A 14,399-nucleotide genomic window follows, 5' to 3' on the forward strand; every position below is an offset into this window, starting at 1 on the left:
CACGATAGCGGGGTGGAAGACACCGACAAGGCCACCCAGGCCAATAACCAAGCCCGCAGCACTCGACCCACCTCGGAGGAGTTCAAGAAGTTCCTCTCGACAGGTTGGGCCGAGCCGGACGACGTGCACACCACCCGCTCGGCCGCCGCGCCCTACGCGGCGCAGCGTCGGGCCCGACTCAGCGCCCAGTTCACCGGCAAGCGCCTCGTGATCCCCGCGGGCGAGCTCAAGGTCCGCGCCAATGATACCGACTACCGCTTCCGCCCCCACAGCGACTTCGCGTACCTGACGGGGCTAGGAGCTGACCACGAGCCCGACGCCGTTCTGGTGATGGAGCCGCGCGGAACTGCGGACGCCCCACAGCCCGGCCACGATGCGACGCTCTACCTGATCCCCCCCGCGGGCCACGACGACGAGGGCTTCTACTCCGACCCACGCTCGGGCGAGTTCTGGATCGGTCGACGCCCGGGGCTGGCCGAGTTCGCTGCCATGACGGATATCCCGACCGCTCCCCTCAAGGACTTGCCGGGCGGCATCCGCTTGGCCGCACAGCCCACCAAGGCCGTGCACAAGGCGCTCAGCGAGATGCGGTTCGTGAAGGACGACTACGAGATCCAACAGCTGCGCGACGCCGTGGATGCCACGATCGAGGGCTTTGCGCGCGCCGTGAGTCAGTTGCCGCGCGCCATCGAGCACAAGCGCGGCGAGCGCGTCGTCGAGGCCGCCTTCGACGGCCATGCTCGCGAGGAGGGCAACGCGGTCGGCTACGAGACGATCGCCGCGTCGGGCGCGCACGCGACCACCCTGCACTGGATCAGCAACGACGGCCAGGTGCGCCACGGCGACCTGCTGCTGCTCGATGCTGGCGTGGAGGTCGAGAGCCTCTACACCGCCGACGTCACCCGCACCCTGCCCGTGGATGGCCAGTTCAGCCCGGTGCAGCGCAAGGTGTACGAGGTAGTGCTCGAGGCCGCGGACGCAGGGTTCGCGATCGCTCGCCCGGGCGCCAGGTTCCTCGACATCCACATGGCCGCCATGGAGGTCATCGAGAAGCGCCTGACCGAATGGGGCATCGCTCCGCCGTCCCAGGACCCCGAGTCCAAGCTGTATCGCCGCTGGATGGTCCACTCGACGTCGCACCACCTGGGACTCGACGTCCACGACTGCGCGGCCGCCAGGCGCGAACTGTACATGGAGGGCGTGCTGGAGCCGGGCATGGTGATCACGATCGAGCCGGGCCTGTACTTCAAGGCGGACGACCTCATCGCCCCCGAGGAGCTGCGCGGTATTGGGGTGCGCATCGAGGACGACGTACTGGTCACGGAGGACGGCTGCGAGAATCTCTCCGCCGCGCTCCCCCGCGACCCCGATGCCGTCGAGGCGTGGATGGCGCGGCTGCGGGGGTAGCGCTAACGTCGGGGCATGAATCGAGCAGCATGGTCGGACGCTCGGCGAGCATGGTGGCGCCGGGGCTGGACGGCTCTCATCACCGGCGTGCTCTTGTGCCCGGTGACCTCAGTGACGGAGTGTGCCGACGTGGCAGCGTCGGTCAGTGGCGTGAGCCAGTGCCATACGACGTACGTCCCGCTCCTGGGAATGGTCGCGCCGGTGAGATACCAGACGTACTAGCGCGGCCCGCCTGTGACCCGCTTGCGCCCCCTCGGCGCCCGCGCCTCATCCGACGCCACGAACCGTTGTCACCGACGACACGCCTGGCGCGCTGCAAATGCCACGCCACAAGCGGCGCGTCGCCCACTCTTCTGGTTCGTAGCGTCGGGAGGGAGCGGTCGTAGGGGCCGACTCGCTAGATCTTCACGACCATCTTGCCGATGTTGTCGCCGCGCTTCGCGCCCAGCAGCCTGGCGATCTGGCCCGCCGCGGCGGATTCGACGATGCGGCCCACGGCGCCACCGGTCGTCGTCTCGTTCAGGGCACAGGGCCGCGTGTCACTCTTCACGTCGTTCATGCGGCCGCGCATGTACGGATCGACCGACATGAACTCGTTGAGCACGCGCACCTGGCCGGGCTCGAGATCTCCGTAGGTGACCTGGGTGGTGCGGACGTTGTCGTGAGTCGGCCAGGCTTCGGGACGCGAGGCGAGCTCGATGTGGGTGGGTACTGCGGTGGTCACGGGGACTCCTTGAGTCTCGTGGCGGGTGGTCTAGAGCGCGGCGGACACGAGGAGAACGAGGGCGGCGGCGAGCATCGAACCGGCTCCGGCGATCACCAAGGCGGCGCCCACGGCGGACTCGCCCCGTGCATGCGCGACGACGCCGGCGCCGGTGACGATCGCGAGGAACAGGTTGTAGAAGCCCTGGTTGAAGGCCATTGCACGCGTGACCTGGGCATCGAGTTCGCTCGCCCCGAACGTGACGCGCACTCTCGGGGTGGTCCACCACAGCGACTCCATCGCAAAGATGTACACGTGCAACAGGGCGGCCAGGCTCCGTATCGCGAGCGGGGAAGGATCCGCGCCTCCCGCGGGTTCAACTCCTGTGCCCGTGAAACTCTCTGTCCTTGACCTTGCCCCGATCGCGCCGGGCGAATCTCCTGCCGACGCCCTCGCCCACACCGTGCGGATGGCCCGCGCCGCCGACGAGGCGGGCTATGCGCGCGTCTGGTACGCCGAGCACCACAACATGCCCACCATCGCGTCGTCCGCCACGAGCGTGCTCATTGCACACGTGGCGGCGCACACCGAGCGCATCCGCGTGGGTGCGGGCGGCATCATGCTTCCCAACCACTCGCCGCTGACCATTGCGGAGCAGTTCGGCACGCTCGGCGCCCTGCACCCCGGCCGCATCGACCTGGGGCTGGGCCGCGCTCCCGGCGGCGACCGCGCCGTTCTTGCGGCGCTACGCCGCTCCCCCACGGATTCCGATCGCTTCCCCGCCGATGTGGTCGAGCTGCGCGACTATCTCGCCGGAGCCTCCCGCGTGCCCGGAGTGCAGTCCGTGCCCGCGGCATCGTCCGCCGATGCTGTGCCGCTGTACATCCTCGGCTCCTCCCTGTTCGGCGCCCAGCTCGCGGCCGCGCTGGGCCTGCCCTACGCCTTCGCCTCGCACTTCGCTCCGGCCGCCCTGCACGAGGCCGTGCGCGTCTATCGCGACACCTTCCAGCCGTCCGATGCTCTCAGCGAGCCCTACGTGATCGCGGGCGTGAGCGTCTACGCAGACGGCGACGCCGACGCTGCGGCCGCCCAGTTCGCCACCTCCCGCAGGCGCAGGGTGCGAGGCATGATCCAGCGCGGGCCGGGGGCCCGCGACTATTCGGATGACGAGATCGACGCATTCCTGCTGAGCCCCGCCGGCCAGCAGATCGCGCAGATGGCCACGTACACGGCCGTGGGCACGCCCGAGGAGGTGCGCGAATACCTCGAGGCCTTCGCTCTCGAGGCGCGTGCCGACGAGCTCATCACCGTGCACGGCGCGCTGGACGCGGATGACCGCGAGCAGTCCCTGCGACTCACGGCCGCGACGGCCGCCTGACGTCTACGCCGCGCGCTCCGCGAGCACCTTGATGCCCAGCTTCATCTCTTCGGGTGGGAGGTAGAACGGCAGCCGGAAGCGATCAGCCCCGGTGCCGGGTAGTACCTCGAAGGCCGTTCCCGACGCCACCGGCGCACCCGCCTCCGCGGCGCGCGCGGCAAACCGCGCAGCCCCGCCATCGGGAAGCCTCACCCACAGGGCTGGCCCGCCGACAGGGCGCCGATACTCCCAGTCCAGCCCGTGCTCCTCGACCGCCTCATCCACCGCGTCGAGCGACTCCAACATCGAGGCGACGCGCCACGTCAGCGTCTCCTCGTAGTGCTCCGCCAGCAGCCGCGCGGCCACCCTCTGGAACAATGCGGGCGAGCCCAGGTCCATGGCCGCGCGCCGGTGCCGCAACTGAGCGGCCAGCGTGGCATTCGTATGCAACCAGCCGATGCGGAGGCCTCCCCAGAACACCTTGGACATGCCTCCCACCGTGATCACCGAGGCATCGGTGCCCATCGCCGCGAACGGCGTCAGGGCGCTGCCATCCAGCGCGAGGTCGCCGATCGTGCGGTCGTCGATCAGCGTGGTGCCCAGCGCGGCCGATGCCTCCAGCAGCACGCGCGCGTCGTCGTCGCCGATCGCGGTGCCGGTGGGATTGTGAAACGTGGTCGTGTAGGCGAGATCGGGACGTGCGGCGCGTAGCAACTTGATCGAGCCCGCCACGTCCAGGCCGTCGGTTCCCATCGGCAAAGCGAGGGGTCGCGAGCCCGAGGCCTGCACCGCGTCGAACACCCCGGGGTACGTGACCGACTCGAGCGCGACGGGTCGCCGCGACGTGGCCAGCATCGTCACCGCGAGCCAGATCGCCTGCTGCGCTCCGGCCGTGATCACAACCTCCTCGGGCCGCGCCGGGATACCTTGGCGCCTGAGGTGCTGGGTCACGGCGAGCACCAGATCGCGATCCCCCAGCGCCGCGTAGCCGTTTCCCACCGCGGGCGAGCCGCCGAGAAAGCCGGGCAGGTCGCGCAGCGCCTCGGTCACCGCGGGCGCGGGAGGAGGCGACGCGGTGTTGAAGGCCACCACCGGCTGGCTCTCGCCCGTCAGAATCTGCACGAACCGCTCCTGGGGGCTGAGGCCGAGCACCCCGCGCGAGCTGACGCCCAGCGTGGGCGCCGCTCCGGGACGCACCTCAAGCCACCCCGCGTCCCGCAGCCGCTGGTACGCCGCCGTCACCGTGTTGCGCGACAGGTGCAGGTGGTCCGCGAGCGCGCGCTCGGAAGGCATGCGCGTGCCGTGCTCAAGCGAACCCGATTCGGCCAGAGACACGATCGCGTTGGCGAGTTGGACGTACAGGGGACCCGTGCCGGTCTGCCAGTGATCCAGCACGTCGGAGAGTTGTTCGGCCGTGGTGCGCATGTGGGCCAGCATGCCGCAAACTGGCCCCCCACGCATAGTGCCACTGGCATCGGGGGCGGCACTGGATCAATGGGGCCAGTCCAGAAACCATAGGGGCATGGCTACCGATCTGACTCAGGCACTCACCCACCCGGTCGCGCTCGCACGGTTGCGCGAGCGGATCGCCGTCACCACCGAAGCCGCGCGCAGGGCCGGCGGCTACCTGGCCTCCGCGCCACACCGGCCCATCGCCCCCACGGACGGCGCCATTGCACGCCTCGACGCATTCCGACGCCCCCTCCAGGACTCGCCCCGCCAAGCCCACGAGGTGCTGCGCGAGCTTGACGAGATCGGCTCGCCCGCCACCACCGTTCAGGCGATGGGCCGCTACTTCGGGTACGTCAATGGCGGCGTCGAACCGGCCGCAGCAGCCGCGGCGATCCTCGCCGGAGCGTGGGACCAAAACGTGGGATTGCCGTCGATGGCGCCCGCCGCGGCCGTGCTGGACGAGGTCGCGGCCGAATGGATCGTGAACCTCCTGGGCCTGCCGGCGGAGGCCATCGCCACCTTCGCCGCGGGCGCCACGATGGCGAACTTCACCGGCATCGTCACCGCGCGGGACGCCCTGCTCGCCCGGGCCGGCTGGGACGTCAACGAGAACGGCCTTCTTGGTGCGCCGCCGATCCGGGTGATCGTGGGCGAGGAGGTTCACATCTCGGCGCTCAAGTCGCTGCGGCTCGCCGGACTCGCGCCGGGGCTCGTGGAGCGCGTGCCCGTAGACCAGCGTGGCGCGATCGACGCAGACTCCTTCCCCACCGACACCGACGCCCTCACCTTGGTGTTGCTGCAGGCGGGCAACGTCACGACCGGAGCGTCCGACCCGTTCGCCCGGATCATTCCGGGAGTACGCGAACGCGGCGGCTGGGTGCACGTCGACGGCGCGTTCGGGCTGTGGGCGGCCGCATCCCCGGCGCTGCGCGATCAGGTGGCGGGCGTCGAGTTGGCCGACTCCTGGGCCACGGACGCCCACAAGTGGCTCAATGCCCCGTACGACTCTGGCGTCGTGACCGTGCGCGACGGCAACGACCTGTACCGCGCGATGGCAATGCACGCTCCCTACCTCGCGACCGCCGATGCGCGGCCGTTGATGCACCTGAGCCCCCACATGTCGCAGCGCGCCCGCGGGGTCGAGACGTGGGCGCTGCTCGCCGCCCGCGGTCGCACGGGGATCGCAGAACTCGTGGAACATTCGTGTGCCATGACCACCCTGTTTGCCGAACTGCTGCGCGATGCGGGCGTGGACGTAGTGGTTTCGCCGTCACTCAACCAGGTGCCCGTCGCCTTCGGTCACGAGCCGGGGAGGGCCGGGGACGATGCGCTGACCGTCGCCGTCACGCAGGCCGTCCAGCGCGAGGGAACGCTGTGGGCCGGGGGAAGCGTGTGGAGGGGCCGGAAGATCTTGCGCATTTCCGTGTCCGATGCCGCCACCACGGCCGACGACGTGCGCGCCTCGGTCCGCGCCATCATCGCGTGCTGGGAGGAGGTTCGCGCAGGCGCGATCGCCCCGCATCTGTGAGGGTCCACGGCATCGGCCCGCAACGACATTAGGCTGAGCCCATGAGCACGGGAACCGAGCGCGTCTATGTGGCGCGCCTCGCCGGTACCAACGTCTTCGATCCCCTTGGCGATGCGGTGGGACGCGTGCGCGACGTTGTGATCCTGATGCGCCGGACGGGGGCCCCGAACGCCGTCGGCCTCGTGGTCGAGGTTCCGGGGCGTCGGCGCGTCTTTCTGCCTTTGACCAGGGTGACGTCGATTGCGCCCGGCCAGGTGATCTGCACGGGCGTTGTCAACCTCCGTCGGTTCCAGGCGCGCGCCTCCGAGACCCTTGCGGTCGCCGAGTTGTTCGAGCGCTCGGTCACGCTCAAAGAGGACAACTCAACGGCGTACATCGAGGACATCGCCATCGAGCGGGACCGGACCAAATCGTGGAATGTGTCCAAGCTGTATGTGCGCAAGACCGGGCGCCGCAAGGGCGTGCTGGGCTTCAGTCGCCGCGGTGAGGCCGTGGTCGTCGATGTCGACCAGGTCACGGGGCTCGCACAACGCGACAAGAACCAGGGCGCCGCACTTGTCATCCAGTCGTTCGTCGACCACAAGCCAGCCGACCTCGCCGCGGCGCTCATGGAGATGTCGCCGTCGCGGTCCGCCGAGATTGCGGCCGCCCTCGACGACGAACGGCTTGCCGACGTGCTGGAGGAACTTCCCGAAGAGGACCAGATCGCGCTCCTTGGCACCTTGCGGTCCGACCGCGCCGCGGACGTGCTCGAAGCCATGGATCCCGACGATGCTGCGGACCTTCTGGGAGACCTGCCCGAGTCCGAACGAGCGGCGCTGCTGGAGCTCATGAAGCCCGAGGACGCCAAGGCGGTGCGTCAACTGCTCACGTATGCGGATGACTCCGGCGGCGGCCTGATGACGACCGAGCCCGTCATCGTCGGGCCCGAGACCACCATCGCGACCTGCCTGGCGATGCTACGCAGGCAGGAGCTTCCCCCCGCTCTCGCTTCCATGGTGTTCGTGGTCCGGCCCCCTCTTGAGGCACCCACCGGCCGATTCATCGGCCTCGTGCATATTCAGAGGTTGCTGCGCGAAGCACCCCGCGACGCAGTCGGCAACTACGTGGACCCCGCAATCGCGCCCGTCGAACCGACGGATCACCTGTCGGAGATCGCGCGCCGCATGGCCGCGTACGACATCCTCGCCCTGCCCGTTGTCGACCCCGACCACCACCTGGTGGGCGCGATCTCGATCGACGACGTGCTCGACCACCTCCTGCCCAGCGACTGGCGCGAACACTTCGACGACGACCAAAATGCGGACGGCACTCATGGCTGAGCGCAGGCTCGATCGTCCCAAGGGCGAGCGGCGGGGCTTTGGCATCCCTCGGCGCCAGGGCACCGACCGCTTTGGCCGCATCTCCGAGGGCATCGCCCGTTTTCTTGGCACGCCTCGATTCCTCGTCTATCTGACGGTCTTTGTCATCATCTGGTTGATCTGGAACACCTGGGCACCCACCGGACTGCGATTCGACTCCGCGTCAAACGGCTACACCGCACTGACACTGATGCTGTCGCTCCAAGCCTCCTACGCCGCCCCATTGATCCTGTTGGCGCAGAACCGCCAGGACGACCGCGACCGTGTGGCCGCCGAACAGGACCGACAGCGCGCGGAGCGCTCGCTCGCGGACACCGAGTATCTGGCCCGCGAGGTCGCCGCGCTGCGCCAGGCGATCAACGAGACGGCCACCCGCGACTTTGTGCGTTCGGAACTGCGTGCGCTCCTTGATGAGTTGCGAGCGGACGACCGTGATCGCGGCGAGGAAGCGAACGCCGAGTAACGACCGTCCGGCGCGCCAGGCTAGGACATGGTGCGGGTGGGCCCCGTTCTTCCCCCTCGAGCCTGAACGTCCTCCGTTTCACGGGTATGTGGGTGACTTCGCGTGCTCCAGCGGTGGCCGGCGGACGAACCGGCCCGCAAGCGTGCCTACGATGGGTTCTATGCCTGTTATCGAAGCCCTCCAAGCCGCGCTCTCCAAAGTCATCGACCCCGAGATCCGAAGGCCGATCACCGAGATCGGCATGGTGCGTAGCATCGACGTCGACTCAGACGGGGTCGCTGTCATCGGGATCGACCTGACCATTTCCGGTTGCCCCATGCGCGAGCGCATCACGCGCGACGTCGAGGCGGCGGCAAGTGCGGTCGAGAGCGTGACCGACGTGCGAGTCGAGCTGGGTGTCATGACGGACGAGCAACGCGAAGGGTTGAAGACGGCGCTGCGCGGCGGCAAGCCCGAGCCGGTGATCCCGTTCACCCAGCCGGGGAACATGACCCGCATATACGCGATCGCCTCCGGCAAAGGCGGCGTCGGCAAGTCCACCGTGACCGCGAACCTTGCCGCAGCCATGTCCGCCGACGGCCTCAAGGTGGGAGTGCTCGATGCGGACATCTTCGGGTTCTCCATTCCCGGCATGCTCGGGATCACCGACCAGCCGACGCGTCTCGACGACATGCTGCTCCCGCCGATCGCGCACGAGGTCAAGGCCGTCAGCATCGGCATGTTCGTCCCCCCGGGCCAGCCGGTGGTGTGGCGCGGCCCGATGCTCCACCGGGCTCTGGAACAGTTCCTGGCCGACGTCTTCTGGGGCGACCTCGACGTGCTGCTGCTGGACCTGCCTCCCGGCACCGGAGACATCGCCATCTCGGTGGCGCAATTGCTTCCTCACGCGGAACTCGTGGTGGTGACCACGCCGCAGGTTGCCGCGGCCGAGGTGGCAGAACGCGCCGGTTCGATCGCGACCCAGACGTCCCAGTCCGTGGTGGGTGTCATCGAGAACATGGCATGGCTCGATCAGCCCGACGGCAGTCGCCTGCACCTGTTCGGCGAGGGAGGCGGGCAGCGGGTGGCGGATCGTCTCAGCGAGACCCTGGGCACCACAGTGCCGCTCCTTGGCCAGATCCCGCTCGACATGAGCGCGCGCGTGGGCGGCGACGAGGGCACGCCCGTGGTCATCTCGAACCCCGAGTCGCCCGCCGCCGTCGCCATGCGTCGGATGGCGACGACTCTGGGCGCGCGTCAGCGCGGTCTTGCCGGGCGGTCGCTCGGCGTGACCCCGGTCGCCCGCTAAGCCACGTTACGCGGCCGGGTCGCCCGACGTGCCGTGTCTGTCGCCACGCGGGCCCCACCCCGCGATGATCGCGGCAATCAGCCCGCACACCACGGCGCCGGTCGAAATGGCCGGAGTGGCCATCGCTCCCACAAGGGCGTCATCCCACCCAAGTCCGGACGTGAGTCCGCCGCCGAGGGGCCCCGCAAGGTCTCCCAGATTTCCGATCTGCTGGTTGACCAATCCGGTGCCGGCGAGCACGTGTACGCCGATGGCGGTCAGCCCGAATGCGGTGAGTTGGGGCGCGAGACCCCGGCGCTCGCTCAGGTAGCGCACCGTGAAGCCCACCGCGGCGGCCTCGGCAAGCCCGAGCAGCGCAAGGGCAAGCAAGAGTTGGGAGTCGGGTACCAGCACGGACAGCAACGCACCCAGCACCAGCGCCACCACCAACCCGCCCAGCACGGCACCCATGCGATTGCCACGCAGGCGCCCCAACACGGACGGTGGGGGCTGTACGGCCGACTCGGGGGTGGGTTGTGGTTCGGGGGTCGGCTGTGATTCGGGGCTGGAGGAGGGTTTCGTCTTGCGGGCGGCCATGTCTTAGCTCCTTGAGTGGGCGGCGATTCCTCTCTCATCATGGCATGTTCTGGGCCACGCGAGGCGTTGAGGGTTTGGCATGATGGGCGCATGTCTGTGTCGCCGGATCCCTCGGCACCGCGCTGGATGGAGGCGTGGTCTCAAAACGAGGGTGAACGTCGGACCCGCGCCCAGTTGCGGCAGGCGTTGGGGGTTGATGCCCAGCATGTGTGGTCGGCGCCCGGGCTGCTGAACATCATCGGCGAGTACACGGACATCAGCGATGGCGTGGCGTTGCCAACGCCCCTCCCGCACCGCACCTTCGCGGCCGCGGCGCCACGCACCGACAACGTGGTGCGGATCAGCACTGACCCCCCCCCCCGATGACACGGGGGAACACCCTGACCACATGGGTGGGAGCCTCGACTCGCTGCGAGCGTTGGCCAGCCAGAATGACTGGGTTGCCTACCCGGCCGGGGTGCTGTGGGCACTGCTTGAACACGGGTATTCCGGCGCGGGCACGGACATTGCTTTCGCGTCCTGCGTGCCCCGCTCCGCCGGTCTCAGTTCATCCGCCGCACTTACGGCCGCAACCGCGCTCGCCGCAAATGGGTTGTGGGGGTCTTGCCCTCAAGACCAACATCGCCGCAGTCGAACTCGCGCAGGTGTGCATGGACGCGTCGAACGACGTGGCTGGCGGCTTCACCGCGGGACTGGGCCCGCACGCTATCTTGCGCAGCTCTCCTGGACAGGCGCTTCACCTCGATTTCGCGGCGAGCCCTCCTGCCGCGACCGCGTGTCCACTGACCTTCCACGAATATGGGTTGGGTCTGCTCGTTGTCGACACCCACGTCCCACACCCGGATGAGGCGGCTGTCATTCGGCAACGGATGGCCGAGACGCACCAAGCTGTCGCGGCACTGGACGTAGCGAGTATTGGCGCCATGCAGGGCGATGTACCGTTCGCACGCGTCCCTCGAGGTCGACTTCGACGTCAGCAACGACGCCCTTAATCTCGCCGTGGACGTCGCGTTCAACGCGGGTGCACTGGGCGCCCGGCTCGCGGGTTCGGGCCGCGGCGGATCCGTCGTGGCTTTGATTCGACACACACAGGCGGCCAGCACGGCGCAGTTGATCGACGAGGTCTTCCGCGAGGAGGGCTTCCCTCGCCCCAGCTTCGCACTCATCTAGACATGGGGCGCTACCGCGCGCCCAGCGCGTAGTCGACCACCAGGGGCGCGTGGTCCGACCATCGGGCGCCCCACGAGGCCGCGCGGTCCACCCGCGCCGCGGATGCGGAGGCCGCCATCTGGGGCGTCGCGTACTGATAGTCGATGCGCCAGCCGGTGTCCGTATCGAAAGCCTTCCCCCGCATCGACCACCAGGTGTAGGGGCCGTCTTGCTCCCCCACGAGCGTGCGGTGGGTGTCGACCCAACCGGCCTCGATCCATCGGTCCAGGTAGGCGCGCTCCTCCGGCAGGAAGCCCGCCGACTTGAGGTTTCCCTTCCAGTTCCTGATGTCGCGCTGAGTGTGTGCGGTGTTGATGTCGCCCATCACCACCACGCGCTCATGCTCGGCCGCGAGCGCCGCCATGCGGGCGGTCATGAGGTCCAAGAACTCGAATTTTGCCTCCATCTTGGGCGTGCCCACCTCGCCGGAGTGGACGTACACCGAGACGACGCGCACCGGACCGTCGGCGGACGGCACCGTGGCCTCGACCCAGCGGCCGGTATGGGCAGGATCGGTCGCCGCCTCGCCCAGTGCCTCGGCCCCTACACGCACGTCCGTGAGCGGCTCTCGCGACAGAATCGCTACGCCGGCACGGCCCTTGATCTCGCACGCCTGCTGGGCGACGTTCCAGCCCGCCGCGAAGGCGTCCTGGACAATCTCCTCCGGGGCGCGCACCTCTTGGAGGCACACCACATCGGCGTCCGCCGCGTCGAGCCACTCCTGCATGCCCTTGCGCAGGGCGGCGCGCACCCCGTTGACGTTGACGGTGACGATCCTCACGAACCCACCACCGCCGCATGCCTCTCGCTCGCCTCGACCACGTTCGCCAGGAGCATCGCCCGCGTCATGGGCCCCACGCCGCCGGGGTTCGGGGAGTACCACGACGCCTTGTCCCGGGCATCGGCCGCGATGTCGCCGACGACCTTGGATGTGCCGGTGTCGGGATCGGTCACTCGGGACACGCCCACGTCAATGAGCACGGCTCCGTCCTTGACCATGTCGCCGGCAATGATCCCCGGCACGCCCGCGGCGGCGACGATGACGTCGGCTGCTCGGGTGTGCGATGCGAGGTCCTCGGTGCCGGTGTGGCACAGCGTCACCGTGGCATTCACCGACTTGCGAGTCAGCAACAGCCCGATGCTGCGACCCACGGTGGTGCCTCGCCCGACCACCACAATGTGCTTGCCGCCCAGCGACACACCATGCCGCTCGATCAGTTCGATGATCCCTTTGGGGGTACACGGCAGCGGGCTCGTGACGTCTCCGCTGACGCGCAAGACCAGCCGCCCCAGGTTCATCGGGTGCAGCCCATCGGCATCCTTGTCCGGATCGACGAGCTCGAGAATCCGGTTGGTGTCGACCCCTGCAGGCAGCGGCAGTTGCACGATGAATCCGGTGCATGCCGGGTTGTCGTTGAGGCGCTGGACCGCGGCCTCGATGTCGGCCTGTGTCGCCGTCTCCGGCAGGTCTTCCCTGATCGACGTGATGCCCACCTCGGCACAGTCGGCGTGCTTTCCGTTGACGTACCAGGTGGAGCCCGGGTCGCTGCCCACCAACAAAGTGCCCAGGCCGGGAACGATGCCACGCTCGGCGAGCGCCGCGACTCGTTCGGCCAGTTCGGCCTTGATGGTCGCGGCGGTCGCCTTGCCGTCGAGAACGCCCGTCATTTACTGAGCGAGGCCTGGGTAGAGCGGGAAGTCACCCGCGAGTTTGGCGACCCTGGCGCGCAACGCCGTGATGTCGGCGTCGCCCTTCAGCGCGGTGGCGATGATGTCTGCGACCTCGGCGAATTCGGCCGCACCGAGGCCGCGCGTGGCGAGGGCCGGGGTGCCGATGCGCACACCCGAGGTCACCATCGGCGGCCTGGGGTCGAACGGGACGGCGTTGCGGTTGACCGTGATCCCGACCTCGTGCAGCAGGTCTTGTGCCTGCTGGCCGTCGATCGGTGAGTTGCGGAGGTCAACAAGGACCAGGTGCACGTCGGTGCCGCCGGTCACGACGTTGATGCCCGCCTCGATCGCATCGGGAGCCGTGAGGCGCTCCGCGAGAATCCGCGCACCCTCAAGGACGCGCTCCTGGCGCTCCTTGAACTCCGCGCCAGCCGCAATCTTGAGCGCCGTGGCCTTGGCCGCGATGACGTGCATCAGCGGGCCGCCCTGCTGACCGGGGAACACCGCAGAGTTGAGCTTCTTGGCCAGTTTCATGTCACGCGACACGATCAGTCCGGCGCGCGGGCCGCCCAATGTCTTGTGCACGGTCGTGGAGACCACGTCGGAGTGAGGGACGGGGCTCGGGTGAAGGCCAGCGGCCACCAGCCCGGCGAAGTGCGCCATGTCCGTCCAGAGCTTCGCACCCACCTCGTCGGCAACCTCACGGAACGCGGCGAAGTCGAGGTGACGGGGGTACGCGGACCAGCCCGCGATGATGACGTCCGGCCGCTCAGCGAGCGCCTGCTCGCGCACCTGCTCCATCTCGATGCGGTGGGACTGCTCGTCGAGGCCGTACGCGGCCACCTCATACAGCTTGCCGGAGAAGTTGAGTTTCATCCCGTGGGTGAGGTGCCCGCCATGCGCGAGGGAAAGGCCCATGATCTTCTGCCCGGGATTGATCAGCGCGTGAAGCACCGCGGCGTTCGCGGTGGCGCCCGAGTGGGGCTGGACATTCGCATACTCGGCGCCGAACAGACTCTTGGCTCGATCGATGGCGATCGTCTCGGCGACGTCCACCTCCTCGCACCCGCCGTAGTAGCGGCGCCCGGGGTAGCCCTCCGCGTACTTGTTGGTGAGCACCGAACCCTGCGCCTGAAGCACCGCGCGCGGAACGAAGTTTTCGGAGGCGATCATTTCCAGGTAGTCGCGCTGGCGCCCCAGCTCGCGTTCGAGGACGCCCGCGATATCGGGGTCCAGTTCGGCCAACGTCGAGTTCATGATGGCCTGCGTGGCAGAGGGGGTCGCTGGGTCAGTCATCGCGGATCCTTCGCGTCAGTCGGCGCGCGCGGCGCCGAGGTGAGTGTTCGGCGACCGTGGCCCAGGCGGAACGACCGTGGTCGGCGGG

The 14,399-nt window shown here is 68.9% G+C and carries 16 protein-coding genes; 9 read left to right on the top strand and 7 right to left on the bottom strand.

What is annotated here, in order from left to right; all coding sequences use genetic code 11:
• Positions 1-12: 12 nt before the first annotated feature.
• Positions 13-1,407, top strand: a complete 1,395-nt coding sequence (locus QZZ29_RS03000) for an aminopeptidase P family protein (protein ID WP_291381256.1) — start codon at positions 13-15, stop codon at positions 1,405-1,407.
• A 397-nt stretch (positions 1,408-1,804) separates the two neighbouring features.
• Here QZZ29_RS03000 and QZZ29_RS03005 read toward each other — a convergent pair whose 3' ends face one another.
• Together QZZ29_RS03005 and QZZ29_RS03010 are read right to left on the bottom strand one after the other, a co-directional pair.
• Complete coding sequence (locus tag QZZ29_RS03005) at positions 1,805-2,131, bottom strand: hypothetical protein (protein ID WP_366478929.1); 327 nt, start codon at positions 2,129-2,131, stop codon at positions 1,805-1,807.
• Positions 2,132-2,161: 30 nt separating this feature from the next.
• Positions 2,162-2,572 (bottom strand): DUF1304 domain-containing protein, encoded by a 411-nt coding sequence (locus QZZ29_RS03010; protein WP_366478931.1) that lies wholly within the window; start codon positions 2,570-2,572, stop codon positions 2,162-2,164.
• Here QZZ29_RS03010 and QZZ29_RS03015 point away from each other — a divergent pair.
• Complete coding sequence (locus tag QZZ29_RS03015) at positions 2,496-3,488, top strand: LLM class flavin-dependent oxidoreductase (protein WP_291381257.1); 993 nt, start codon at positions 2,496-2,498, stop codon at positions 3,486-3,488. The genes QZZ29_RS03010 and QZZ29_RS03015 overlap by 77 nt on opposite strands.
• Positions 3,489-3,491: 3 nt before the next feature.
• On the opposite strand, the gene QZZ29_RS03020 is transcribed toward QZZ29_RS03015, so the two are convergent.
• Positions 3,492-4,892, bottom strand: coding sequence for a PLP-dependent aminotransferase family protein (locus tag QZZ29_RS03020; protein ID WP_291381259.1), 1,401 nt, complete (start codon positions 4,890-4,892; stop codon positions 3,492-3,494).
• A 97-nt stretch (positions 4,893-4,989) separates the two neighbouring features.
• Here QZZ29_RS03020 and QZZ29_RS03025 point away from each other — a divergent pair, with 97 nt between their 5' ends.
• The 4 genes from QZZ29_RS03025 to QZZ29_RS03040 all read left to right on the top strand — a co-directional run bounded on the left by QZZ29_RS03025 (position 4,990) and on the right by QZZ29_RS03040 (position 9,559).
• On the top strand, positions 4,990-6,447 hold the full coding sequence (locus QZZ29_RS03025; protein WP_291381262.1) for a pyridoxal-dependent decarboxylase: 1,458 nt from the start codon (positions 4,990-4,992) through the stop codon (positions 6,445-6,447).
• Between the two features lie 41 nt (positions 6,448-6,488).
• Positions 6,489-7,769 (top strand): CBS domain-containing protein, encoded by a 1,281-nt coding sequence (locus QZZ29_RS03030; RefSeq protein WP_291381264.1) that lies wholly within the window; start codon positions 6,489-6,491, stop codon positions 7,767-7,769.
• On the top strand, positions 7,762-8,271 hold the full coding sequence (locus QZZ29_RS03035) for a DUF1003 domain-containing protein (protein WP_291381266.1): 510 nt from the start codon (positions 7,762-7,764) through the stop codon (positions 8,269-8,271). The genes QZZ29_RS03030 and QZZ29_RS03035 overlap by 8 nt, the downstream gene beginning before the upstream one ends.
• Before the next feature lie 160 nt (positions 8,272-8,431).
• Positions 8,432-9,559, top strand: a complete 1,128-nt coding sequence (locus QZZ29_RS03040) for a P-loop NTPase (RefSeq protein ID WP_291381268.1) — start codon at positions 8,432-8,434, stop codon at positions 9,557-9,559.
• A 6-nt stretch (positions 9,560-9,565) separates the two neighbouring features.
• On the opposite strand, the gene QZZ29_RS03045 is transcribed toward QZZ29_RS03040, so the two are convergent.
• A complete protein-coding gene (locus tag QZZ29_RS03045; RefSeq protein ID WP_291381270.1) occupies positions 9,566-10,135 on the bottom strand; it encodes a hypothetical protein in 570 nt (189 codons plus the stop codon).
• A gap of 90 nt (positions 10,136-10,225) precedes the next feature.
• Here QZZ29_RS03045 and QZZ29_RS03050 point away from each other — a divergent pair, with 90 nt between their 5' ends.
• From QZZ29_RS03050 to QZZ29_RS03055, 3 genes are all read left to right on the top strand, one after another.
• Positions 10,226-10,501, top strand: coding sequence for a galactokinase family protein (locus QZZ29_RS03050; protein ID WP_291381272.1), 276 nt, complete (start codon positions 10,226-10,228; stop codon positions 10,499-10,501).
• A gap of 22 nt (positions 10,502-10,523) precedes the next feature.
• Entirely contained in the window at positions 10,524-10,982 is a 459-nt protein-coding gene (locus QZZ29_RS12740) for a hypothetical protein (RefSeq protein ID WP_366478935.1), read from the top strand.
• A gap of 86 nt (positions 10,983-11,068) precedes the next feature.
• On the top strand, positions 11,069-11,305 hold the full coding sequence (locus tag QZZ29_RS03055; RefSeq protein ID WP_291381274.1) for a hypothetical protein: 237 nt from the start codon (positions 11,069-11,071) through the stop codon (positions 11,303-11,305).
• 10 nt (positions 11,306-11,315) lie between these two features.
• Here QZZ29_RS03055 and QZZ29_RS03060 read toward each other — a convergent pair whose 3' ends face one another.
• From QZZ29_RS03060 to glyA, 3 genes are read right to left on the bottom strand one after another with little or no spacing between them, the layout of a single operon-like run.
• The gene (locus QZZ29_RS03060; protein ID WP_291381276.1) at positions 11,316-12,125 is read right to left on the bottom strand and encodes an exodeoxyribonuclease III; all 810 of its coding nucleotides are present in this window, start codon (positions 12,123-12,125) and stop codon (positions 11,316-11,318) included.
• Positions 12,122-13,012, bottom strand: a complete 891-nt coding sequence (locus tag QZZ29_RS03065; RefSeq protein ID WP_291381278.1) for a bifunctional methylenetetrahydrofolate dehydrogenase/methenyltetrahydrofolate cyclohydrolase — start codon at positions 13,010-13,012, stop codon at positions 12,122-12,124. The genes QZZ29_RS03060 and QZZ29_RS03065 overlap by 4 nt, the downstream gene beginning before the upstream one ends.
• Positions 13,013-14,311, bottom strand: coding sequence for a serine hydroxymethyltransferase (gene glyA / locus QZZ29_RS03070; RefSeq protein WP_291381280.1), 1,299 nt, complete (start codon positions 14,309-14,311; stop codon positions 13,013-13,015).
• Positions 14,312-14,399: the final 88 nt, after the last annotated feature.

The sequence above is a fragment of the Demequina sp. genome (assembly GCF_016278765.1).
In the GTDB taxonomy this organism is placed as follows: domain Bacteria; phylum Actinomycetota; class Actinomycetes; order Actinomycetales; family Demequinaceae; genus Demequina.